The 22,438-nt window shown below is 73.2% G+C and carries 13 protein-coding genes; 8 read left to right on the forward strand and 5 right to left on the reverse strand.

Annotated features, from left to right (window positions below; all coding sequences use genetic code 11):
* Nucleotides 1-347 precede the first annotated feature (347 nt).
* The 8 genes from B7R87_RS00425 to B7R87_RS00460 all read left to right on the forward strand — a co-directional run bounded on the left by B7R87_RS00425 (nucleotide 348) and on the right by B7R87_RS00460 (nucleotide 8,503).
* On the forward strand, nucleotides 348-581 hold the full coding sequence (locus B7R87_RS00425) for a phosphopantetheine-binding protein (RefSeq protein WP_233169007.1): 234 nt from the start codon (nucleotides 348-350) through the stop codon (nucleotides 579-581).
* Nucleotides 578-1,597 carry a 3-oxoacyl-ACP synthase III family protein gene (locus tag B7R87_RS00430; RefSeq protein ID WP_006344669.1) on the forward strand — a complete coding sequence of 340 codons (1,020 nt, stop codon included), beginning with the start codon at nucleotides 578-580 and terminating at the stop codon, nucleotides 1,595-1,597. Before B7R87_RS00425 ends, B7R87_RS00430 begins: the two co-directional genes overlap by 4 nt.
* Nucleotides 1,594-2,361, forward strand: a complete 768-nt coding sequence (locus B7R87_RS00435) for a 3-oxoacyl-ACP reductase family protein (protein ID WP_006344670.1) — start codon at nucleotides 1,594-1,596, stop codon at nucleotides 2,359-2,361. The genes B7R87_RS00430 and B7R87_RS00435 overlap by 4 nt, the downstream gene beginning before the upstream one ends.
* 37 nt (nucleotides 2,362-2,398) lie before the next feature.
* Nucleotides 2,399-3,625, forward strand: coding sequence for an acyltransferase domain-containing protein (locus tag B7R87_RS00440; RefSeq protein ID WP_130585371.1), 1,227 nt, complete (start codon nucleotides 2,399-2,401; stop codon nucleotides 3,623-3,625).
* A gap of 496 nt (nucleotides 3,626-4,121) precedes the next feature.
* A complete protein-coding gene (locus B7R87_RS00445) occupies nucleotides 4,122-6,521 on the forward strand; it encodes a penicillin acylase family protein (RefSeq protein ID WP_040912730.1) in 2,400 nt (799 codons plus the stop codon).
* A gap of 12 nt (nucleotides 6,522-6,533) precedes the next feature.
* Entirely contained in the window at nucleotides 6,534-6,875 is a 342-nt protein-coding gene (locus tag B7R87_RS00450; protein ID WP_006344673.1) for a hypothetical protein, read from the forward strand.
* Between the two features lie 41 nt (nucleotides 6,876-6,916).
* The gene (locus B7R87_RS00455) at nucleotides 6,917-7,696 is read left to right on the forward strand and encodes a class II aldolase/adducin family protein (protein WP_391118517.1); all 780 of its coding nucleotides are present in this window, start codon (nucleotides 6,917-6,919) and stop codon (nucleotides 7,694-7,696) included.
* A gap of 165 nt (nucleotides 7,697-7,861) precedes the next feature.
* A complete protein-coding gene (locus B7R87_RS00460) occupies nucleotides 7,862-8,503 on the forward strand; it encodes a response regulator (RefSeq protein ID WP_006344675.1) in 642 nt (213 codons plus the stop codon).
* Between the two features lie 91 nt (nucleotides 8,504-8,594).
* Here the strand turns inward: B7R87_RS00460 and B7R87_RS00465 are convergent, their stop codons facing one another.
* The 5 genes from B7R87_RS00465 to B7R87_RS00485 all read right to left on the reverse strand — a co-directional run bounded on the left by B7R87_RS00465 (nucleotide 8,595) and on the right by B7R87_RS00485 (nucleotide 22,378).
* Nucleotides 8,595-9,689 carry an HAD-IIIC family phosphatase gene (locus B7R87_RS00465; protein WP_006344676.1) on the reverse strand — a complete coding sequence of 365 codons (1,095 nt, stop codon included), beginning with the start codon at nucleotides 9,687-9,689 and terminating at the stop codon, nucleotides 8,595-8,597.
* 105 nt (nucleotides 9,690-9,794) lie between these two features.
* On the reverse strand, nucleotides 9,795-10,952 hold the full coding sequence (locus tag B7R87_RS00470; protein WP_006344677.1) for an acyl-CoA dehydrogenase family protein: 1,158 nt from the start codon (nucleotides 10,950-10,952) through the stop codon (nucleotides 9,795-9,797).
* Nucleotides 10,949-11,224, reverse strand: a complete 276-nt coding sequence (locus B7R87_RS00475; protein WP_006344678.1) for an acyl carrier protein — start codon at nucleotides 11,222-11,224, stop codon at nucleotides 10,949-10,951. The genes B7R87_RS00470 and B7R87_RS00475 overlap by 4 nt, the downstream gene beginning before the upstream one ends.
* A complete protein-coding gene (locus tag B7R87_RS00480; RefSeq protein ID WP_006344679.1) occupies nucleotides 11,221-12,111 on the reverse strand; it encodes a 3-hydroxyacyl-CoA dehydrogenase family protein in 891 nt (296 codons plus the stop codon). The genes B7R87_RS00475 and B7R87_RS00480 overlap by 4 nt, the downstream gene beginning before the upstream one ends.
* Nucleotides 12,104-22,378: a type I polyketide synthase gene (locus tag B7R87_RS00485; protein WP_130585372.1), complete on the reverse strand. Its 10,275-nt coding sequence runs from the start codon at nucleotides 22,376-22,378 to the stop codon at nucleotides 12,104-12,106. The genes B7R87_RS00480 and B7R87_RS00485 overlap by 8 nt, the downstream gene beginning before the upstream one ends.
* Nucleotides 22,379-22,438 lie beyond the last annotated feature (60 nt).

Genomic DNA, 22,438 nt, shown 5'->3' on the forward strand with positions numbered 1-22,438 from the left:
TTCCGGCGCGGTGGTACCAGCCGGGTGCCGGGACCGGGCCACGGCCGGTGGGACCGGGGTGGTACGCCGGGCCGTAGCCTTGCGCGCCCGTTGTGCGCCCCCGTCGCGGGCTCGCGCGGACTGCGGGGCGCAGGCGGCGGGGGCGGCGGCTGGGGTGGGTGGGGTGGCTGAGAAGTGCGGGTCGGGGCGGGGGTCGCGAGGGGGGCGGGTCGAGGGGCGGTGGAGGGGCGGTGGACTTGCGAAGCCCTTGCGCCGGGCTTCGTACGGTGCGGCCCACAGGCCGATCACCCATGGACCAGGAGTGCGCCGTGCACCTTCCCACGCTCGAAGTTTCCGTCGACCGTTTGATGGCTGTGAGCCGGATCAACGTCTTCGACCCCGATACCCCGCTGCAGGCTTCGGGGATCGACTCGCTGGACCTGATGGAGTGGGTCTACGACATGCAGGAGCAGTACCCGGATCTGGGGGTGGACGAGTCGATCGTCGAGAGCATCGACGACACCGTCACGTTCCGGGGGATCCACCAGCAGCTGCTGGCCGTTCACCGTGTTGCGGTCGCCCCGGCGACCGGCGGCGCGTGACCGCGGAGCCGGGGGTGCCGGGGATCGGCATCACCGGGTGGGGCAGGTATCTGCCGGAGGGCCGGCTGACCAATGCGGAGCTGGCCGCGCGGTTCGGTGTGGACGAAGAGTGGATCGTGCAGCGGACCGGGATCCGTGAGCGCCGGGTGGTGGGGCCGGGTGAGACCACCGCGTCGCTGGCGGTCGAGGCCGGCCGGCGGGCGCTGGCGAAGGCCGGGCTGCGGCCCGATCAGATCTCGCATCTCATTCTCGCCTCGGGCACGCCCGAGCAGTTGTCGCCGGCCACGTCGGCGTTTGTGCAGCGGGAGCTGGGCACGGCGGGCGGTGCGCACGATGTGAACGCCGAGTGCGCCGGGTTCGCCTACGGTTTCGTGGTCGCGGCCGGGCTGATGGCGATCGACCCCCGTCCGATCCTGCTGATCGGGACCGATACGCACTCTCTGGTGGTCAACCCGGAGGACCGGGACCTGGGGGTTCTGATCGGTGACGGGGCCGGGGCGGTCGTGCTGGAGCCCCATGACCGGAGCTGGCTGCGGTCGTGGGACATGGGGTGCGACGGCAGCAAGGTCGACAGTCTCAGGATCCCCGCCGGGGGCAGCCGGATGCCGGCGAGTGAGACGACGCTGCGGGAGAAGCTGCACTACGCGCAGATCAAGGGCAACGAGATCTATCTGAACGCGGTCCGTTTCACCGTGGGTTCGGTGAAGCGGACGCTGCGGTCGGCGGGGCTCGCACCGCAGGACATCGACCATCTGCTGCCGCATCAGGCGAATATGCGGATCGTCGACTCGATCCTGGAGCACAGCGGCGTGCCCCGGGAGCGGTTGATCACCAATATCGAGTACTACGGCAATACGGGGGCGGCGTCGATGCCGATCGCGCTGGCCGAGGCGCTCGACGCGGGCCGTATCCAGCGGGGCGACCGGGTGCTGTTCGCGGCGTTCGGCGCCGGCATGGTGTGGCTGACCGCGCTGGTCGAGTGGGGTGCGGGCGAGCCGACGGGGTGGGACTCATGACCGCCCCCGCGCCCGTCCGCCCGGTGGCGGCGCAGCGCCCGGAGAAGCCGGTCGCCCTGGTGACCGGCGCGTCCGGGGGGTTCGGTGCGGCTGTGGCCGTGGAGCTGGACCGGCTCGGTTTCCGGGTCGCCCTGCACTACAACAGCGCCGAGGACGGTGCCCGTGAGGTCGCCGGGCGGCTGGTGAACGATGCGGTCGTCGTCCAGGCCGATGTGGGCAGCTGGGAGTCGGTCGGTGCGATGCACCGGCGGGTCGTCGAGGAGCTGGGCGAGGTCGACGTCCTCGTCAGCAACGCGGCGGTGCGCAAGGACGCGCTGATGATGGGTCAGTCGCCCGAGGTGTGGGGCGAGGTGGTCCGGACGAATCTGATGGGCACCTTCCATGTGTGCCGTGCCGTGCTGCCGTCGATGATGAAGCGGCGGTGGGGGCGGATCGTCAATGTGGTGTCGCCGTCGGCGCTGGTCGCCACGTCCGGGCAGACGGCCTATGCCGCGTCCAAAGCCGGGGTGATCGGGCTGACGCGCACCCTGGCCGTCGAGTGCGGGCGGCGCGGGGTGACGGTGAACGCCGTCTCGCCCGGGTTCATGGAGACCCGGATGACGGCGAACGCCACCGAGAAGTTCCGGCAGAACCTGGCCGCGAACCTGCCGGTGCCCCGGCTGACCACGCCCGAGGAGGTGGCGCCCGCCATCGGGGTCTTCCTGGACAACGACTACGTCACCGGCCAGGTGCTCAGTGTCGACGGCGGTATCTCCCTCACCTGAGATACGGCCCCGCCCGATGGGAGGGAGGGAGAACGGTATGACGGTCACCGGCACGGTGCACGGTACGGCCCGGCTGCTGTGCTGGGCGGGGGCGGACCGGGCGGGGGAACGTGCCGCCCGGGCCTCGGTCGCCGGCGCGCTGCGCGCCGGGACCGCCGTGCCCCCTGCGGTTGCGGGGCCGGTGCGCGGGGCGGTGGTCGTCACGGCGCCGGAGCGGGCCCTTGCGGATCTGGCGGCCGCCCCGGTGCGGCAGGTCGCGGCGGGCGGGCCCCGGCCCCTCGCCCTGCTGCTGCCCGGCCAGGGCTCCCAGCACGAGGGGATGGCGGCCGGGCTGTACCGGGCCGAGCCGGTGTTCCGGGCCGCTGTCGACGAGGTCCTGCAGGAGTGGGGGGCCGAGGGTGAGGCGATCCGCGCGGACTGGCTGGGGACCGGGGCGGGCCGGGGGATCCCGGTCGACGACGGGCGCCGCTCCCAGCCGCTGCTGTTCGCCGTCGGCCACGGGCTGGGCCGGCTGCTGCTGAGCTGGGGCGTGGTACCGGCCGAGGTGCTGGGGCACAGTGCGGGGGAGGTCGCGGCGGCGGCGCTGGCCGGGGTGTTCACCCCCGCGCAGGCCGCCGCGCTGGTACGGGACCGGGTGCGGGCGGCGGCCGCGGTGCCGCCCGGCGGGATGCTGGCCGTGGCCGCGTCCCCGGGTGAGCTCGGCCCGTATCTGTCCGGGCAGGTCGCGGTGGCGGCGGTGAACGCCGCGCGGCGGACCATGCTGGCCGGGCCGCGCGCCGAACTCGCCGCCGTGGCGGCCCGGCTCGCCCGTGACGGGCTGCGGGTGCGGCCGGTCGCGGCCACCCTTCCGTTCCACAGCCCGGCGATGGAGCCGGCCGCCGCGGCGGTCGAGCGGTCGTTCGCCGCCCGGCCCGGGCCGGCCCGGTTCCCCGTCCGGTCCGGCTACACCGGGCGGCTGTTGAGCGCCGCGGAGGCGGGTTCGGCGCGGTTCTGGGCCCGTCAGCTGACGGACCCCGTCCGCTTCGGCCCCGCGCTGGCGGCGCTGCTGGAGGGCGGGGACCGGCTGCTGGTGGAGTGCGGGCCCGGCCGGGTGCTGTCGTCCCTCGCCGCCCGGCAGCCCGCGGTGCAGGGCGGCGGCAGCGCGGTGCTGTCCCTGCTGCCGGGCGACCGGCCCGACCGGGTCGCGGTCCTGGAGGCTGCCGCGGCCCTGTGGCTGGAGGGCCACCATCCGGCACCCGGCCGTCTGCCGGGGGCGGTGGCCTGAGGAAGGGCCGCGGGCCCCGGGCGGGGATCCTCCGCGTGCGGATCGTCTACCGGGGGCGGCGGGAGGGCCGGTCCGGCCCGGAGACCGTTCCGTGCGGACAGGCAGGTCGTGTCCGCAAAGTAGCGCCGTCCGCCCGAAGGGCGGGGCCTGCGGCTCCCCCAGCCCTGCGGCTGGGGGGACCCCCAGGTGCGTGCAATCGCAAGGCGGTGGGGGTCCCCCCGGCGAAGCCAGGGGGCGGTTTCCCTCGTACTGGACGTACTCGGGAAATCCCGACAACGCTGGGGGTACCTCCCGTGCCCGAAGGGCACAGGGGGAGAGTGTGCGTGCCGGGCGTCGCGGGCCAGGCGGGACTTTGCGGACACGGCCTAGGAGTTCTTAGGGGTTCCGTCCCCTTGTGTGCCGGCACGACGATCTCTCCATGTGGAACGGTCGTCCCGGGCTCCGTCCGGCCGCGTCCGTTCCGACGGATCCGGCCGACGACCTCGGAGTCCCTCCCGTGCGCCCCACCACTCGCCAAGTCCTCGCCCTGACCTGTCTCGGCGCTCTGCTGGTCGGCGCCGCCGGGCCTGTTCCCGGCAGCCGGCCGGCCCGGGAGGTCGTGGGCCTGCCGGGCCTGGACCGGCCGGTCCGGGTCACCGTCGACACCTGGGGCGTCTCCCATATCCGGGCCGAGAACAGCGACGACCTGTTCTTCGCGCAGGGCTACACCGCGGCCCGCGACCGGCTCTTCCAGATCGACACCTGGCGGCGCGACGGGCTGGGCGAGCTCAGCGAGGTCCTCGGGTCCGCCTATGTCGCCCAGGACACCGCCTCCCGGCTCTTCCTCTACCGGGGCGATATGCAGAAGGAGTGGGAGAGCTACCCGGCCGGGACCCGGGAGATCGCCACCGAGTTCGCCGCCGGTATCAACGCCTATATCGACTGGCTGGCCGACAACCCCGCCGCGATGCCGCAGGAGTTCCAGAAGCTCGGCTACCGGCCGGCCCGCTGGAAACCCGAGGACCTCGTCCGGATCCGTACCCACGCCCTCGGCGACAACCTCCGCAACGAGCTGGCCCGCGCGCAGATCACCTGCGCGGACGGTATCGGTGGCACCAAGGCCTTCCGCAAGCTCGAACCGGCCCGCACGCCCGAGGTGCCCGCCGGGCTCGCGCCCTGCGACCTTCCCGCGGACGTGCTGGCGACCTACGATCTGGCGACCGCCGGTGTCACCTTCCCCACCGGCACCACCACACCCCCCTCCCCCGCGCCTGCGCCTGCGGCGGATCCGTTCGCCGGTGCCGCGGGCGGCAGCAACGCCTGGGCGCTCGCTCCCGGGCGTACCGCGTCGGGGCGGCCCGTCCTGGCCGCCGACCCGCACCGGGCCAGCTCCGGTGCCCCGGCCAACCGGTATCTGGTCCATCTCTCCGCGCCCGGGATCAACGTCATCGGCGCCGGGGAGCCGTGGAACCCCGGTGTGAGCTTCGGGCACAACGGGCACATCGCGTTCGGTCTCACCAACATGCCGGTCGACCAGAACGATCTGTACGTCTACGAGCTGCACCCCGACGATCCCACCCGCTACCGCTACCGCGACGGCTGGGAGTCGTTCCGCACCGTCCAGGAGGACGTCGCGGTCAAGGGCGCGGCCCCGGCGCGGGCCTCGCTGGGCTTCACCCGCCACGGCCCGGTCGTGAAGGTGGACGAGGCGAAGAAGCGGGCCTATGCGGTGCGTTCGGTGTGGACGGAGCCGGGCACCTCCCCCTATCTCGGCAGTCTCGCCTTCCAGCGGGCGAAGAACTTCTCCGAGTTCACCCGGGGTCTCGCGGCCTGGAAGACGCCCGGTTCGCATCTGGTGTACGCCGATGCCCGGGGCGATATCGGCTGGGTGCCGGTCGGCATGGTCCCGCGCCGTACGGGGGCGGGCTACGACGGTCTGCTGCCGGTGCCGGGTGACGGGCGCTACGAGTGGGACGGTTTCCACAGCCAGGACGAGATGCCCCGCACCCTCAACCCGGAGCAGGGCTACTTCGCCACGGCCAACGAGTACAACTTCCCGCCGGGCCATCCGGTGACCCCGGCCTACGAGTGGCATCCGCGGTTCCGCAAGGAGCGCCTGGACGAGGTCCTCTCGGCCACCCGGAACGCAACCGTGCAGGATTCGCTGAATCTGCAGACCGACCAGAAGTCGCTGTTCGCCACCCGGCTGGTGCCGTATCTGCGCACCCTGGCCTCGGACGATCCCGATACCCGCAAGGCGCTGGACGTGCTGCGCGGTTTCGACGGGGTGATTGCCGAGGGGTCCTCGGGTGCCGCACTGTTCGAGATCTGGAGCATGGCCGTCCTGCGGCCGGCGTGGCTGAAGAAGGTCGCGCCCCGCAGTGCGGGCAATCCGTGGTACTTCGCGGTCCCCGAGGCCGGTCTGATGCTGGAGTCGTTCGCCGATCCGGACCGGTGGTTCGGCCCGGGCGGCGCGGCGGTACGGGACAGGCTGCTGCTGGACACCCTGCCGGCCGCGTTCCGGATCCTGGCCGGCGCCCGCGGACCGGACCCCGCGGCCTGGCGCTGGGGCGATCTGCAGACCCATACCTTCCGCCATCCGCTGGGCGGCACCTTCGGCCCGGTACCGCGCGGCGGGTCGTACCAGACGGTGCAGTACTCCGCGTACAACCTGCTCAACCTCCAGCAGATGGTCGGCCCGGTGTTCCGGATGGCCGTGGACGTGGGCGACTGGGACGCCTCACGTGCCGTGAACGCGCCCGGACAGTCCGGCGATCCCACCAGCCCGCACTACGGCGATCTGCACCGGCTGTGGGCGGGCAACGGGACCTTCCCCCTCGTCTACACCCCAAGCGCAGTCGAGCGGAATGCCAGGAAGCACCTCGTGCTCCTGCCCGCCGGACGCCAACCCACCTAAGGAGCAGCAACCATGGGACACCACTTCTCACTGATCCTGGACCGGGAAGTCACCGAGCAGGAGACGGTCGCTCTCAAGGAGAAGAGCGGCGCGAGCATGTCCTTCGCCACGGTGGCCCTGCCCACGGACGCGGAGGTCGCGGTCACCCGCATCACGTTCGAGGACGATGTCACCGCGACTCTGGCCGAGGCCATCGAGGCCGGTTTCGAGGCGGTCAGGGCGATTCCCGGCATCTCCATTCCGGGCCTCAGTGTTCCCGCCCAGCCCGCAGCCGATGCCGACGACACCGCCGATGCCGCCGATGCCGGTGCGGGTGAGGTGGCCGCCGGGGAGAAGACGGAGGCCGCCTCGTGAGCATCGCCCGCGAAGAGCTCTCCCTCGACGGTCTTCAGCCCATTCCGGACGAGGTGCTGGCCGCCAACTACTCCCCCGAGATCCCGGCCGGTTACGAGGATCCCGCGCAGGAGCGCCGCTACCGCAAGGAGCGTCTGGCCGCTGCCCTGCGGCTGTTCGCCCTGTTCGGTTTCGACGAGGGGGTCGCCGGTCACATCAGCGCCCGCGACCCGGAGTACCCGAACCTGTTCTGGGTCAACCCGTTCCTGATCCCCTTCTCGCAGGTGAAGGTCAGCGATCTGTCGCTGGTGGACGAGCACGGCAACGTCCTCAAGGGCAGGTACCCGATCTCCCGGCCGGCGTTCGTCATCCACGCCTGCATCCACCGCCACCGGCCCGATGTCGTGGGGGCCGCGCACGCCCATTCCATCTACGGCAAGGCGCTGTCCGCGACGGACCAGTTCATCGAGCCCCTCACCCAGGACGCGGCCGTCTTCTACCAGGACCAGGCGTCGTTCGACAACTACAGCGGTGTGCTGGAGGACCTCGACGAGGGCAACCGGCTGGCCGCCGCGCTCGGCGACAAGAAGGCCATCATCCTGCGCAACCACGGGCACCTCACGGTCGGCAAGTCCGTGGACTCCGCCGCCTACTGGTACATCACGATGGAGCGTTCCGCGCAGACGCAGCTGGCGGCCAAGGCGGGCGGCCGGACCCGGGAGATCAGCCCGGAGTACGCCAAGCTGACCTATGACCAGACGGGGATGGACGAGGCGGGCTGGATGCAGTTCCAGCCGCTGTACGAGCACATCGTCCGTCTCCAGCCCGATCTCCTGGACTGACCGGGCCGCCCGTGGTGCGCCCCGGGGGGCGGCCAGGCCCGGGGCGGGCACCGGCTGCCGCCCGCGGGCCTGTTCGCCGTACCCGGACGGCGGGCCCGGCGGGCCGGGGGCCGGGGCCTTCGGGGGGCGAGACCGTCCGGCTGTCTCCCGTACTGTGGGTGGGCCATGAATGACATCACGTTGCTGCTGGTAGACGACCATCCCGTCGTACGGGACGGCTTACGCGGCATTTTCGCCGCCGCACCCGGTTTCACGGTCCTCGGAGAGTCTTCGAGCGGCGTCGAGGCCGTGGACATGACGTTCCGGCTGGATCCGGACGTCGTGCTGATGGACCTGCGGATGCCGGGCGGGAACGGCGTCGACGCGATCGCGGAGCTGACGCGGCGCGGCGCGCGCTCCCGGGTCCTGGTGCTCACCACGTTCGACACGGACACCGACACGCTGCCGGCCATCGAGGCGGGCGCGACGGGTTATCTCCTCAAGGACGCTCCCCGGGACGAGTTGCTGGCCGCGGTGCGGGCGGCTGCGGACGGCCGGGCCGTGCTCTCCCCGGCGGTGGCGTCCCGGCTGCTGAGTGCGGTGCGCGGGCCTGCGGTGCCCGCCGACGGGACGCTGTCGGGCCGGGAGCGGGAGGTGCTGTCCCTGGTGGCCCGCGGCACGTCGAACCGCGAGATCGCGGCGAAGCTGTTCATCAGCGAGGCCACGGTGAAGACCCATCTCACCCATATCTACGGCAAGCTGGGTGTGAAGGACCGGGCCGCTGCGGTCGCGGCGGGCTACGACCGGGGCATCCTCGGCAGCCCCTGACCTTCCCCCACTTCACACGGCCGGGCCCGGGGCGATGCCCCGGGCCCGCTGTTGTGCGCGCGCGTTCTGTTCAGGTGTTCTGTGCGGGTGTTCAGGGGCGGGCGCCGGCCGGGCCGAGGACGGGGGCGGCGATGCGCATGGTGGTGGGGGCGGGGCGGGGTCCGGCGACCAGGTGGCGGAACTCGATGCCGGTGCGGTCGCTGCCGGTGTCCGGGAGGCCGTCGAGGCAGTCGCAGGCGTCGCCGGTGAAGCCGGCGAACCGGTAGGCGATCTCCATCATCCGGTTGCGGTCGGTCTGCCGGAAGTCGGCGGCCAGGTGGACACCGGCGCCGGCGGCCGCGTCGGTGAGCCAGTTCAGCAGGACCGAGCCCGCACCGAAGGAGACCACCCGGCACGAGGTGGCCAGCAGTTTCAGATGCCAGACCGGCTCGTGGTAGCCGAGGAGCAGCACGCCGACGGCGCCGTGCGGGCCGAAGCGGTCGGTGAGGGTGACGGTGAGGACGTCGTGCCCGGGGTCGGCGATCAGGGCGCGCAGGTCGGCGTCGGAGTAGTACACGCCGGTGGCGTTCATCTGGCTGGTGCGCAGGGTGAGTTCCTCGACGCGGGAGAGGTCGGCTTCGTCGGCGCGTTTGATCTCCATGACGAGGTCCAGGGAGCGCAGGAACTCTTCGTCGGGGCCGGTGAAGCTCTCGCGTTCGGCGGTGCGCCGGAACCCGGCCCGGTACATGTCGCGGCGGCGGGCGGCGTCGACGGTGACGACGGCGGGGCTGAACTCGGGCAGGCCGGTGAGGTCGGCGGCCCGGGCGGCGTCGTAGCAGCGGACCTGCGGGTGGTGGTAGGCGACTTCGGCGCGTTCGGCGGGCTGGTCGTCGATGAACGCGATCGCCGAGAGGGCGAAGTTCATCTGTTCGGCTATCTCCGCGACGGAGCGGGATTTGGGGTGCCAGCCGATCTGCGGCAGGACGAAGTAGTCGGCGATGCCGAGGGCTTCGAGGCGCTGCCAGGCGTGGTCGTGGTCGTTCTTGCTGGCGACGGACTGGAGGATGCCGCGGGCGTCGAGTTCGGTGATCGTGCGGCGGATCTCGTCCGGCAGGGCGACGTCGGAGTCCTCCAGGAGGGTGCCCCGCCACAGGGTGTTGTCGAGGTCCCAGATCAGACATTTGACGAGGGCGGGTGCTTCGGACACGGGTCGCTCCTTCGGGGCCGGTGCTGATGCGTCGTGGTGGCCGGGCGGCGGGGCCGTCGGTGGGTGTCTGTGGATGTCAGTGGTGTCAGGGGGTGTCAGTGGGTGTCAGTGGATATCAAGGGCATGGCGGGCCAGGATGAGCTGGGAGATCTCGGTGCTGCCTTCGATGAGTTCCATGGCCTTGGCGTCGCGGTAGGCGCGGGCGGTGACGTGGCCGTCGGTGAATCCGCGGGAGGCCAGGACCTGGACGGCGGTGGCGGCGCCGCGGGCGGCGTGGGTGGCGGCGACCTGTTTGGCCAGGACGGCGGCGACGGCCGCGTCGGGGGCGCCGCGGGTCCACTGCTGTGCGGCGTGCCGGCAGGCCTGGGTGGCGATCTGTTCGGAGGTGTAGAGCTCGGCGATGTGACGGGCGACCAGCTGGTGTTCGGCGATGGGGACGCCGCCCTGTTCGCGGGTGCGGGCATCGGCGGTGGCGGCGGTCAGGCAGGCCCGCAGGATGCCGGCGCAGCCCCAGGCCACCGACATGCGGCCGTAGGACAGGGCGGTGGTGAAGAGCAGGGACAGGGGCTGTCCGCCGCCGCCGAGGACGGCGCTCGCGGGGATGCGGACGTCGTCGAGGACGATGCGGCAGTGGGTGGCGGCGCGGCAGCCGAGCGGGTCCTTGACGGGTTCGATGCTGACGCCGGGGGCGTCGGCGGGGACCATGGCCGCGGCCCCGACGGCCCCGCCGGACCCGGCGGGCCCGGCGCCGTACTGTCCGAAGACGAGGACGGTGTCGGCGTAGACGGCTCCGGTGATCCACATTTTCTCGCCGGTGACCAGGAGGTCGCCGCTGCTGTCGCCGGCGGGGCGGATGCGGGTGGTCATACCGCTGAGGTCGGATCCGGCGCCGGGTTCGCTGAAGCCCACGCAGGCGAGCCGGCCGCTGGTGAGCTGTCCGAGGTAGTCGCGGCGCTGGGCCCGGTCGCCGAAGCGGTGCACGGTGGCGGCGGCGATGCCGTGGACGGTCATGATGCTCCGCAGCGAGCTGCACAGGGCGCCGATGTGGGCGGTGAGTTCGCCGTTGGCGAGAGGGTCGGCGCCCGGTCCGCCGAGGGCGGCGGGGACTTCCGCGCACAGGACGCCCGCCGCGCCGAGTTTGCGGAGCAGGGCGACGGGGATGCGGCCGGCCGCGTCCCAGGCGGCCGGGCCGTCGCCGACGAGTGCGTCGATCGCCGCGGTGTCGATCCCGGCACCGGCGGTGGCGGCGGTGGCGGGCGTCATGCGTCCCGGCCGGCGGGGGTGAGGCGCTGGACCAGGGCCGTCATGGTGCGCACGCTGCGGAAGTGGTCCATGGACAGCTCGGGTCCGACGATTTCGATGTCGTACTCGTCTTCCAGGTGCACCACGAGCTGGAGGGCGAACATCGAGGTGATGACGCCGGTGGTGAAGAGGTCCTGGTCGGGGGTGGGTTCGCTGCCGGTCCGCCCGGCGAGGAACACGGTCAGCTCCTTCTCGATGGCGGGGCCGTCGGCGTGGGGGTTCGCTGCGGTCATGGCGTGTTCCTTTTGGTGGCGGTCCGGTAGTCGTAGAACCCGCGGCCGGTCTTGCGGCCGTGGTGCCCGTCGGCGACTTTCTGCAGCATCAGTTCGCAGGGGGCGCATTCGGGGTCGCCGGTGCGTTCGTGGAGCACCTGCAGGGAGTCGACGAGGTTGTCGATGCCGATCAGGTCGGCGGTGCGCAGCGGTCCTGTGGTGTGCCCGAGGCAGCCTTCCAGCAGGCCGTCGACGGTTTCCGCGGTGGCCACGCCTTCCTGGACGAGCAGGGCCGCGCGGTTGATCAGGGGGTGCAGGAGGCGGTTGATGACGAAGCCGGGGGCGTCGTTGACGACGAGGGCTTCGCGGCCGAGGGCGTGGAGCAGGCTGCCGACCGCGTCCATGGTGGTGTCGGCGGTGGCGGTGCCGCGGATGACCTCGACCATTTTGATCAGGTAGGAGGGGTTCATGAAGTGGACCCCGACGAGTTCCTCGCCGCGGACGACCCAGCCGGCCATCTCGTCGACGGGGACGCAGGAGGTGTTGGAGATCAGCAGGGTACCGGGGGCGGTCAGGGCGGAGGCTTCGGCCAGGACCTTCCGTTTGACTTCGGCGATCTCCACGACGGCTTCGATGACGGTGGTGGCGCCGGTGATGCCGTCGAGCCGGGTGGTGGTGGTCACGGTGCCCCGGGGGCGGCCGTCGGGGAGGGCGTTCATGAGCTGGGCGTGCCCCAGTTTGTGCCGGATGGTTCGGCGGGCCGTGGTGAGGGTCTCCTCGTCGACGTCGACGAGGGTGACGTCGAGGCCGTGGCCGGTGGCGAGGGCGGTGATGTTGGTGCCCATGACGCCGGCGCCGATGACGGCGAGACGGTGCTGTGCCGGCTGCTCGTTCGGTGTGTCAGTCATCGTCCCTGTCCCGAGTGGGGTTGAGGTGCGTGGCAAGCCAGGACTCGACGGCCTGCGCGGTGGTCTCGGCCCGGGAGCCGATCATCGTGAAGTGGTCGCCGGGTACGGCCACCGGGGTGACGTCGTCGGAGTAGGCCCACGGGGCCCGGTCGAAGTCGGCCGCCCCGCCCGGACCGCCGGAGCCGCTGTCGGAGGCGCCCGTGTTGTCGGGGGTGTCGGTGTGGCGGATCAGGAGGGTCGGCAGTGTCCCGGCGTGCGGGAGGTGGCCGCGCCAGTCGAAGTCGTAGTAGTGGGCGAAGGCGGTGAGCCAGTCGTCGCCGCCGACTCCGGATGCCGTGGCGCCTTCGGCGTTGTTGGCGAGTACGGCCGCCGGCAGGTCGGCGAGGAGGTCGTCGGGGACGCCGGCCTGCAGGGGGGTGAAGGTGTCGAGGAGGACCAGGCCGGCCGGGGGCCTGCCGCGTTCGGTGAGGCGGGTGGCGAGCGCGTGTGCGGTCAGTCCGCCGGAGGAGTAGCCGATGAGGACGAACGGGCTGGTGTCCGAGGCGAGTTCGGGGGTGTTGAGTACGGTTTCGGCGTAGAGGTCGAGGAGGGCGCCGGGGCCTGCGGCGAGCGGTTCGCCGGGGGTGTAGCCGGGGACGGTGGCGGCGACGATGTGCCGTTCGCCGCCGAAGCCGTGGGCGAGGCGGGCGAACTCCTGGGCGTCGGCGGTCGCGCCGAACGAGGGCAGGCAGATCAGCAGGGGGTGGGCGGCGTCGACGGGGCCCCGGGTGAGGGGGGCCAGGGGCGGCAGGGCCGCCAGTTCGGCGGGGTCGGTGAAGGAGGGGCGGAAGGCGGCCAGGCCGGTGATCATCCGCATGGCGTCGGCGCCCCGGCCGGAGCGGTGGGCTTGCAGATAGAGGGGGGTGAGGGAGTCGGGGGCCGCGGCTTCGGAGCCCGCGGGTGATGTGCCGGGGGTGCCGGGGGTTGCGGTGAGGGCGAAGCGGGGGGCGGGCCGGCCGGTGCCGCCCTGGCCGGGGGTGCCGGTGGCGAGCCGTTCCCGCAGATGGGCGGCCGTTTCTGCCGGGGTGGGGTGGTCGAAGACCAGGGGTCCGGTCAGGCGCAGGCCGGTGACGCGGGCGAGCCGGTTGCGTACGTCCACGGCGGACAGGGAGTTGAAGCCCTGTTCGACGAAGGTGACGTCGGGCTGGACGGCGGACGGTCCGGGGTGGCCGAGGACGGCGGCGGCGTGTTCGCGTACGACGTCGAGGAGGATGGTCTCCTGTTCGAAGGGGGACGGGGCCGAGGCGAGCCGGCCGAGGAGGGCCGCGGTCTCGGGGGTGGTGTGGGTGCCGGTTTCGGTGTCGGGTCCGGTTCCGGTTTCGGCCTGGCGGGCGCGGACGGCTTCGGGGAGGAGCGCGAGCAGGGGGCTGGGGCGGTGCAGGGTGTAGGTCTGCAGGAAGCGGTCCCAGTCGAGGTCCGCGACGACGAGCCGGCCGTGGTCCTCGTCCAGGGCTTCGGCAAGGCCCCGGATGCCGCGGCGGGGTGCCATCGGGCGCATGCCGAGGCTCTCCATCGCCTCGCCGCCTTCACCGGCGCCCATTCCGCCGCCGCCCCACAGGCCCCAGGCCACGGCGGTGCCCGCGAGTCCCGCGGCCCGGCGCTGTTCGACCAGGGCTTCCAGTGCGGCGTTGGCCGCGGCGTAGCCGGCGAGGTAGCCGCTCCCCCACACGGCGGCGACCGAGGAGAACACGACGAAGGCGTCCAGTTCGATGCCGCGTTCGGCGGTGAGTTCGTGCAGATGGACCGCTCCCGCGACCTTCGTCTGCGAGGCGGTCTCCAGTTCCGCCACCGACAGCCCTGTCACCGGGGCTCCGTGTCCGATGCCTGCGGAGTGGACGACGGCCGACAGGCCGGGGCCGGTCCTCTGGGCCCAGTCCAGCAGGCCGGCTACCGCGTCGCGGGCGGTGATGTCGCAGGACACCACCTCCACACCGCAGTTCTGCCCGGCGAGTTCTGCTGCGAGCTGTGCGGCTGCGGCGGCGGAGGGGCCGGAGCGGGACACCAGGACGGTCCGCGCGGCGCCGCGTTCGGCGAACAGCCGTGCCGTATGCCCGCCGATGAGTCCGGTACCGCCCGTGACCAGCAGCGTGCCGCCCGGAACCGTACCGGCCGCGGTGTTCCGGGTGTCCTCGGTGCGGTCGGCGTGGACGAGGCGGCGGGCGCAGGTGCCCGAGGGGCGCAGGGCGACCTGGTCCTCACCGCCCGGGCCCGCGGCCAGGAGGGACACCAGCGCCCCACCGAGACCCTCGTCCAGCACCTCGCAGCCCGCGGGCAGGTCCGCCAGACCGCCCCAGACCCTGGGCAGTTCCAGACCGGCCGTCTGCCCCAGCGCCCACACCTGCGCCTGCGCCGCGCTCGGCACCTCACCCCCGGCCACGGCGACCGCGCCCCGGGTCACCGCCCACACCGGCACCTCCAACCCTGCATCCACCACGGCCTGCACCACACCCGCCGTACCCACCACACCCGCAGGCACCCAGCCCCCCGCACCCGCACCCGACTCGTCCAACCCCAGCAGCGACACCACACCCGCCACACCGCCCAGCACACCGGCGAGCACCTCACGGCCGGACCCACCGGCCACCTCCACCACCCGCGCCCGCGCACCGGCACCGTCCAAAACCCGCGCCACCTCGGCCGCAAGGCCCGCTTCCCCGGGCGGCGCCACCACCAGCCAGACACCCGACAGACCCCCGCCCGACAGCGGCGCGTCCAGCGCCTCCCACCGGATCCGGTAGCGCCAGCCCTCCACCCCGTACGCCGAAACCGGGTACTGGGGCCAGTAACGCCGGTGCTGGAAGGCATACGTCGGCAACTCCACCGCACCCCCACCCGCACCCGTGCCCGTGCTGTCGCCGGTGGGCAGGACCGTGCCCCAGTCCACCGGCAGACCCCGCACCCACGCCTCACCCAGCGACCGCAGAAGACGGTCCGCACCACCGTCCTCACGCCGCAGCGTGTCGATGAGGACGGGGTCGGGGAGGTCGGCGCGGGGCACCAGTACTTCTTCGACGGCGGTCAGCAGTACGGGGTGGGCGGAGACTTCGACGAAGGTGCGGTGTCCGGTGGCGGCGAGGGTTTCGACGGCGTCGGCGAACCGTACGCCGCGCCGTACGTTGGCGTACCAGTAGTCGGGGCCGAGCCGGGGGCCGTCGAGGAGGCGTCCTTCGACGGTGGAGAAGAAGGGGACGGTGCCGGTGCGGGGGCGGATGCCGGCCAGGGCTGCGGGGAGTTTGTCGGCCAGGGGCTCGCAGAGCCGCGAGTGGGCGACGAATCCGTTGACCGGGACGCGCCAGCGCATGATCCGCCGGGCCCGCAGTTCGCGTTCGAAGGCGGTGAGGGCTTCGGGTTCGCCGGAGACGACGGTGGCCCGGGGGGAGTTCACCGCGGCGATCGCCAGCCGGTCGCCCCACTGCTGCAGGAGTCCGGCGACCTCGCCGACGGGCAGGACGACGGAGACCATGGCGCCTTCGGTGTCGAGGCCGGCGAGCATCCGTGCGCGTACGGCCACGACGCGTGCCGCGTCTTCGAGGGTGAGGATGCCGGCCACGGTGGCTGCCGCCACCTCGCCCTGGGAGTGGCCCGTCACCACGTCGGGGTGGACGCCCGCGGCCCGCCACACGGCGGCCAGAGACACCATCACGGCCCACAGCAGTGGCTGCAGCACCTCGGTCTCCTCGACGGAGGGGGCGTTGTCGTCCTGTCTCAGTACCGCGTAGGGGTCCCATTCGGTGTGCGGTGCCAGTGCGGCGGCGCAGCGGGCGAATTCCGCGGCGAACACCGGTGACTCCGCCAGCAGCCGGCGGCCCATGCCGTCCCACTGGGAGCCCTGGCCGGGGAAGACGAACACGGTGCGGCCGGGGCCGCCGGAGGGGACGTCGCCGACGGCGACCGCGCTGTCCGGGCGGCCTGCGGTGAGGGCGGAGAGCCGTGCGGCGAGTTCCGTACGGTCCGAGCCGACGGCGACGGCCCGGTGCCGGAACCGGCTGCGGCCGGTGACCAGGGCGCGGGCGACGGCAGCCGGTGCGGCGGGCTCGGTGTCGCGGGTGAAGGGGAGCATGCGGCCGGCCTGTGCGGCGAGGGCTTCGGGTCCGCGTGCGGACAGCGGCCAGGCGGTGACGCCGGGGCCGGGGGCCAGCAGCGCCGGCCCGGCCGCGGCCGTACCGCTCCCGCCGCCATCGCCGGTGCCGGTGCCGGTTTCGGTTTCGGTGGGTTCGGCGGCGGGGGTTTCGGCGGGCGGCTCCTCCACGATGACGTGGGCGTTGGTGCCGCTGATGCCGAAGCCGGAGATCCCGGCCCGGCGCGGTCCGCGGTCGGAGGCGGGCCAGGGCTGCTCGCGGGTCAGCAGCCGGACGTGGCCCGACTCCCAGTCGATCTCCTGGGAGGGTTCGTCGGCGTGCAGGGTCCGCGGCAGCATGCCGTGGCGCATCGCCAGCACCATCTTCATGATCCCGGCGACTCCGGCGGCGCCCTGCGCGTGGCCGATGTTCGATTTGATCGAGCCGAGCCACAGCGGCCGTTCGGCGGGGCGCTGTTGGCCGTAGGTGGCGAGCAGCGCGCCGGCTTCGATGGGGTCGCCGAGGACGGTGCCGGTGCCGTGGGCTTCGACCACGTCGATCTGGTCGGGGGTCAGTCCGCCGGAGTGGAGGGCGGCGCGGATGACGCGCTGCTGGGAGAGGCCGTTGGGGGCGGTGAAGCCGTTGGAGGCGCCGTCCTGGTTGATGGCGGTGCCGCGGACGACGGCGAGTACGGGGTGTCCCAGGCGGCGGGCGTCGGAGAGCCGTTCCACGGCGAGCATGCCGACGCCTTCTCCCATGCCCATGCCGTCGGCGGATGCGGAGAACGCTTTGCTGCGGCCGTTGGGGGACAGGCCGAGGGCGGAGCCGAAGGAGAAGGCGCCGGGGACGGCCATGACGGTGGCACCGCCGGCCAGGGCGAGGTCGCATTCGCCGGCGCGCAGTGCCTGGCAGGCCAGGTGGAGTGCGGCCAGTGAGGCGGAGCAGGCGGTGTCGATGGTGAGGGAGGGGCCTTCCAGGCCGAGGACGTAGGAGACGCGGCCGGACAGGACGGAGCCGCCGTCGCTGACGGGGGTGCTGGTGTCGGTGCTTGCGGTGCTGCCGACGAGGGTCTGGCTGTAGAACTGCATCCAGCCGCCGACGAACACTCCGGTGCGGGAGCCGCGGAGGGCGACGGGGTCGATGCCGGCGCGTTCGAGGGCTTCCCAGGAGGTTTCCAGCAGGAGGCGCTGCTGGGGGTCCATGGCGAGGGCTTCGTGGGGTCCGATGCCGAAGAAGGAGGGGTCGAAGTCGGCTGCTTCGTGGAGGAAGCCGCCTTCCTGGCCGAAGGCGGAGTGCAGGTCCCAGCCGCGGTAGTCGGGGAAGGTGCTGATGGCGTCGGTGCCGTCGGCGAGGAGTTGCCAGAGTTGTTCGGGGGTGCCGGCGCCGCCGGGGAAGCGGCAGCCCATGCCGACGATGACGATGGGGTCGTCGGTGCCGTCGGGGGCGGGGGCCGGGCGGGCAGGGATGGCGGGGGCGGGTTCGGGGGTGCCGAAGAGGGTGCCGTGCAGCAGGTCGGACAGGACGGTGACGGAGGGGTAGTCGAAGACCAGGGTGGAGGGCAGCCGCAGGGCGGTGATCTCGCCGAGGCGGTTGCGCAGGGCGACGGCCATGACGGAGTCGAAGCCCATATCGCGGAAGGCCTGGTGGGGGTCGATTTCCTCGGGGTCGGTGTGGCCGAGTGCGGCGGCGGCTTCGGCGCGTACGGCGTCTTCGAGCGCGGTCCTGCGGTCGGCGGGCGGGAGCGCGGTCAGACGGCGGACGAGCGGGGTGCTGTCCCGGGGGTCCGGCCGGCCGGTGCCGGTTTCGGTGTCGAGTCCGGTTTCGGTTTCGGCCTGGCGGGCGCGGACGGCTTCGGGGAGGAGGGCGAGCAGGGGGCTGGGGCGGTGCAGGGTGTAGGTCTGCAGGAAGCGGTCCCAGTCGATGTCCGCGACGGCGAGCCGGCTGTGGTCCTCGTCGAGGGCTTCGGCAAGTCCTCTGATGCCGCGGCGGGGTGCCATCGGGCGCATGCCGAGGCTTTCCATCGCGTCGCCGCCTTGGCCTGCGCCCATGCCGCCGCCGCCCCACAGGCCCCAGGCCACGGCGGTGCCCGCGAGTCCCGCGGCCCGGCGCTGTTCGACCAGGGCTTCGAGTGCGGCGTTGGCCGCGGCGTAGGCGGCGAGGTAGCCGCTGCCCCATACGGCGGCGCCGGAGGAGTAGACGACGAAGGCGTCGAGTTCGATGCCGCGTGCGGTGGTGAGTTCGTGGAGGTGTGCCGCTCCGGCGATCTTGACCTGTGAGGCTGCGGCGAGTTCTGCGGGCTGCAGTCCGGTCAGGGGGGCTCCGTGTCCGATGCCTGCGGAGTGGACGACGGCCGACAGGCCGGGGCCGGTGTTCCGGACCCAGTCCAGCAGGTGGGCTACCGCGTCGCGGGCGGTGATGTCGCAGGACACCACCTCCGCACTGCAGCCTTGTTGGGCGAGTTCTGCTGCGAGCTGTGCGGTTCCGGCGGCGGAGGGGCCGGAGCGGGACACCAGGACGGTCCGCGCGGCGCCGCGTTCGGCGAACAGCCGTGCCGTGTGCCCGCCGATGAGTCCGGTGCCGCCCGTGACGAGTACCGTGCCGCCGGTGGTGAAGTGTGCCCGGGGGGTGTTTTCTTCGTGGGTACGGGTGTCCTCGCCCCGGTCGGTACGGTCGGTGCGGTCGGCGTGGACGAGGCGGCGGGCGTAGCTGCCCGAGGGGCGCAGGGCGACCTGGTCCTCACCGCCCGGGCCCGCGGCCAGGAGGGACACCAGCGCCCCGCCCAGACCCTCGTCCAGCACCTCGCAGCCCGCGGGCAGGTCCGCCAGACCGCCCCAGACCCTGGGCAGTTCCAGACCGGCCGTCTGCCCCAGCGCCCACACCTGCGCCTGCGCCGCGCTCGGCACCTCACCCCCGGCCACGGCGACCGCGCCCCGGGTCACCGCCCACACCGGCACCTCCAACCCCGCATCCACCACGGCCTGCACCACACCCGCCGTACCCACCACACCCGCAGGCACCCAGCCCCCCGCACCCGCACCCGACTCGTCCAACCCCAGCAGCGACACCACACCCGCCACACCCTCCAGCACACCGGCGAGCGCCTCACGGCCGGACCCGCCGGCCACCTCCACCACCCGCGCCCGCGCACCGGCACCGTCCAAAACCCGCGCCACCTCGGCCGCAAGGCCCGCTTCCCCGGGCGGCGCCACCACCAGCCAGACACCCGACAGACCCCCGCCCGCCGGCGGCGCGTCCAGCGCCTCCCACCGGATCCGGTAGCGCCAGCCCTCCACCCCGTACGCCGAAACCGGGTACTCGGGCCAGTAACGCCGGTGCTGGAAGGCATACGTCGGCAACTCCACCGCACCCCCACCCGCACCCGTGCCCGTGCTGTCGCCGGTGGGCAGGACCGTGCCCCAGTCCACCGGCAGACCCCGCACCCACGCCTCACCCAGCGACCGCAACAACCGGTCCGCACCACCGTCCTCACGCCGCAGCGTGTCGACGGTGACGAGGGGCTGTGCCCCGTCTGGGGTGTCGGCGACGGCCGGGGTCAGGACGGGGTGCGGGGAGATCTCGACGAAGGTGCTGTGGCCGGTGGCGGCGAGGGTGCGCACGGCGCGGTCGAACTCGACGGGCTCGCGCAGGCTGGCGTACCAGTAGCCGGGGTCGAGTTCGGGGCCGGAGATCATGTCACCGCTCATGGCGGAGATCATCGGGATGGCCGCCGGCTGGGGGGTGATGCCGGTGAGGGCGGTGAGGATGTCGGTCCGCAGGGCGTCGACCTGCGGGCCGTGGGAGGCGTAGTCGACGGGGATCATCCGGGTCCGTACGGCTTCACCGCAGGCGTCCTGCAGCTCCTGCAGGGCGTCGGGTTCGCCGGAGACCACTGTTGCGGAGGGGCCGTTGACCGCGGCGACCGACAGCCGGTCACCGAAGCCGACGATCCGGTCCCGTACCGTGTCGGCGGGTTCGGCTATCGACAGCATGCCGCCCCGCCCGGCCAGCGCCTTCAGTGTGCGGCTGCGCAGCGCGACGACCTTCGCCGCATCGTCCAGGGACAGGATCCCGGCGACGGCTGCGGCGGCGATCTCGCCCTGGGAGTGGCCGACGACGGCGCCGGGCCGGACACCGGCGGCCTGCCAGACGGCGGCCAGGGAGACCATGACGGCCCACAGGGCGGGCTGCACCACGTCGGCGGCTTCGAAGCCGTGGTGTCCGGCGAGGACGTCGTCCAGCTCCCAGTCCACGTACGGGGCGAGGGCTGCCGCGCACTCGGCCAGCCTGGCGGCGAACACCGGTGACTGGGAGGCGAGTTCGCGGCCCATGCCGATCCACTGGCTGCCCTGGCCGGGGAAGACGAACACCGTCTCGCCCTCGCCGGGCGCCGCCGTCCCCGTCACCACACCGGGCACGGGCCGGTCTGCCGCCACCGCGGCGAGCCCCGCCAGCAGTTCGTCCCGGGTCCCGCCCAGCACCACCGCACGGTGCTCGAACGCGGTACGGGTGGTGACGAGCGCCCGGCCCACCTCGGCGGATACCAGTTCCGGGCGGTTCAGCAGATGTGCCTTCAGCCGCTCCGCCTGGCCGGCGAGGGCGGCGGCGGACCGTCCGGAGACGGCGAAGGTCACGGCCTCGATGTCCGGGCCCAGCAGCCGCGGCCGGTGCGGTCCCGGGGCGGGGCCGGTGTCCTGTGCCGTGCGCGGTTCCCCGCCGCGGGGATCGTCCGCGGGCGCTTCCCCGGAGGCGGCGGGCTCGTGGGCGGCCGGGTCGTGGGCGGCGGGCTCGTGGGCGGGGGCCTCTTCGAGGATGAGGTGCGCGTTGGTGCCGCTGATCCCGAAGGCCGATACGCCGGCGCGGCGCGGCCGGTCGCCCGCGGGCCAGGCCACGGGTTCCTGAAGCAGGCTCACGTGCCCGGCGGACCAGTCGACGTGCGGGGTGGGCTGTGCGGCGTGCAGGGTGGCCGGGAGCGTTCCGTGCTGGAGGGCCAGCACCATTTTGATGATGCCGGCGACACCCGCGGCCTGCTGGGCGTGTCCGATGTTCGACTTGACCGAGCCCAGCCACAGCGGCCGGTCGGCCGGATGCCCCTGCCCGTAGGTCGCCAGCAGGGCCTGCGCTTCGATGGGGTCGCCCAGGGTGGTGCCGGTGCCGTGGGCCTCGACGACGTCCACGTCGGCCGTGGTGAGACGGGCGTTGGCCAGGGCGGCGCGGATGACGCGCCGCTGCGAGGGGCCGTTGGGGGCGGACAGGCCGTTGGAGGCGCCGTCCTGGTTGTAGGCGCTGCCGCGGATGACGGCGAGGATCCGGTGGTTGTTGCGGCGGGCGTCGGAGAGGCGTTCCAGGACGAGCACGCCGACGCCTTCGGCGATGCCCATGCCGTCGGCGTCCGCGCCGAACGCCTTGCACCGGCCGTCCGCCGCCAGCGCGTTCTGTGCCGAGAAGCCCACGAACTCGCCCGGGCCGACGATCACCGTCACCCCGCCGGCCAGGGCCATCGAGCACTCCCCCGAGCGCAGCGCCTGGGTCGCGAGGTGGACGGCGACCAGGGAGGAGGAGCAGGCGGTGTCCACCGAGACGGCCGGCCCCACCAGCCCCAGCGCGTAGGAGATCCGTCCGGACAGCACGCTCATCGCCGTACCGGTGATCAGGTGTGCCTCGGAGCCGGATATGTCGCCGTCGCCGGGGTATCCGGAGGGCGCTGCGCCCGCGAACACGCCGGTGCCGGATCCCTTCAGCGACGCCGGGTCGATACCGGCGCGTTCGACGGCCTCCCAGGCGGTTTCCAGCAGCAGGCGCTGCTGGGGGTCCATCGCGAGGGCTTCGCGCGGGCTGATCCCGAAGAAGCCGGCGTCGAAGTCCGCCGCTCCGGCCACGAAGCCGGCCCGGGCGACGTCGCTGGTGTACGGCGCCGCCGGGTCGGGGTCGAAGAGGGCGTCGAGGTCCCAGCCGCGGTCGGTGGGGAAGTCACCGACCGCGTCCCCGCCGGAGGCCAGCAGCTCCCACAGCCCCTCGGGGTCGCGGACGCCCCCGGGGTAGCGGCAGGCCATCCCGACGATCGCGACCGGCTCCCGCTCCCGCTCCGTCGCCTCGCGCAGCCGGGCCCGCGTGGTCCGGAGCTTCGCGGTGGTCTGCTTGAGGTAGTCGAGGAGTTTGTCGTCGTTCTGCATGTGTTCTGCCCTTCGGCCTGCTTCGGGAGTGGTGGCGGCGCCGGACCGCCGACTGGCGGG

Source organism: Streptomyces tsukubensis (assembly GCF_003932715.1).
Lineage (GTDB): Bacteria > Actinomycetota > Actinomycetes > Streptomycetales > Streptomycetaceae > Streptomyces > Streptomyces tsukubensis.